The organism is Vibrio sp. 10N.222.49.A3, assembly GCF_041475145.1.
Classification (GTDB): domain Bacteria; phylum Pseudomonadota; class Gammaproteobacteria; order Enterobacterales; family Vibrionaceae; genus Vibrio; species Vibrio tasmaniensis_A.
In genome coordinates this window covers 1-1456 of record NZ_JBFRVM010000065.1, presented here as the reverse complement: position 1 = coordinate 1456, position 1456 = coordinate 1, and the positions used below count along the sequence as shown (strand labels likewise).

Below are 1456 nucleotides of genomic sequence, written 5' to 3'. Positions count from 1 at the left end.
ACACAGTGGACGTGGAGGTCTATGCATGTAGGAGTACGGGAGCTTCATGTCTTGACATCTTCGATACTGGTAGTGGGAAATTGTTTACAAATTCACCATCCAAAACGTTCCTAGATAGTAGAGGAGGCAGTACAAATAAAGGTTTTACACAAGAAATAGGAACTTCAGGTCCTACTGGGGATTTCTATATTTTCGATTGGAATAACGCAGATTCATTGTGTGACACATATAATACCAAGAGTATTGCAGGACGAACTAACTGGCGTTTAGCTACTGTGAATGAGTTAAGGGGACTATTCAACACAAATGGAAATATGTTTACTGCTCGTGGCTGGGCAGTCAGGATAAATTACTGGACATCAACGTCTCGTGGTCCGGGCTATGCCAATATCTCTCTCAGAAATGGTTACTCTGGGCTCACTATGCCGAGCGACGACTATCTTTACGCATCGTGTGTCTCTGTTCCTTAGCGGCAAACGTCTGAGTCTTAGATTTCCCCTCAAAACCACCTACCTCGGTAGGTGGTTATATTTGTAGTGGCCATTGGGGCAGTTTTAAAGCTTTAAGTGTGTATCGCAAAGGTAATTTTGTTACTGGGTGCTTAACGATGCCTTTGTGGAGGCTTGAGCCGTATGCAGTGAAAGTTGCACGTACGGTTCTGAGGAGGGAGGCATCTGGGAACAGGTGCCGCCTATCCGACAGAGGCGTTTTAGCGATAATCTCCGTTAACTGTAATTTCGTCATTTTTAGCCTGTATTCTGGAGTTAAAGTGCTCCTGGATAAGAGTAACTTGGCGTTCATGTAAAAACAGTGTGTTCAAATCTACACCCCTTTCAAGAGGGGCGTTTTTCATCGATAATTTAGGCTCTTAGCGAAAACAAATAGTAATCGGGAAGTATTCCAAAAAATGCCCCTGTATTTTCAATTTTTCACCACACAGCCAAGTTAAAAGATTTTCGCTTCTTAAGCTCAATAAGCCATGAACCAAAATATTTTTCGACCGACTTATCTTTCCATAAAATTGACCTTGCGGCATGGATAAATAGCGTTCTCAGTTCTTTATTTCCTCGTTTTGATATTCCAAGTAGCGTTAACTGGCTTTGTTGCGTAATTCAATGGAACTAAATCAAGAACCTACGATCTGATCAGCTACGTTCACTACTTCTCGTAGCTCTATGCCTAAACCTCTTTACAAAACAACTAACTGGAAGCAATACAACCAATCACTCATTAACCGTGGCTCTCTGACCTTTTGGATTGATGAAGAGGCGATAGCGGGTGGGCGCAAAGCAAACAGAATAAGCGCGGTAGGCCACGTCGATTCAGTGATTTAGCTATCACGACAGCACTCATGGTGAAACGCGTGTTTTCTATGCCACTGAGAGCGTTGCAAGGATTTATCAACTCGATATTTAGACTGGCCCATGTTCCATTAAGCTGTCCGCATTACACCTGC

The 1456-nt window shown here is 43.0% G+C and carries 2 protein-coding genes and 1 pseudogene; 2 read left to right on the top strand and 1 reads right to left on the bottom strand.

Annotation, left to right across the window (positions count from 1 at the left end):
• The first annotated feature begins 5 nt into the window (after positions 1-5).
• The gene (locus AB4589_RS12660; protein ID WP_371958665.1) at positions 6-470 is read left to right on the top strand and encodes a DUF1566 domain-containing protein; all 465 of its coding nucleotides are present in this window, start codon (positions 6-8) and stop codon (positions 468-470) included.
• A 459-nt stretch (positions 471-929) separates the two neighbouring features.
• Here the strand turns inward: AB4589_RS12660 and AB4589_RS12655 are convergent, their stop codons facing one another.
• Complete coding sequence (locus AB4589_RS12655) at positions 930-1040, bottom strand: hypothetical protein (protein WP_371695879.1); 111 nt, start codon at positions 1038-1040, stop codon at positions 930-932.
• Between the two features lie 135 nt (positions 1041-1175).
• Here AB4589_RS12655 and AB4589_RS12650 point away from each other — a divergent pair.
• A pseudogene (locus AB4589_RS12650) lies at positions 1176-1456 on the top strand (transposase); the annotation flags it as partial.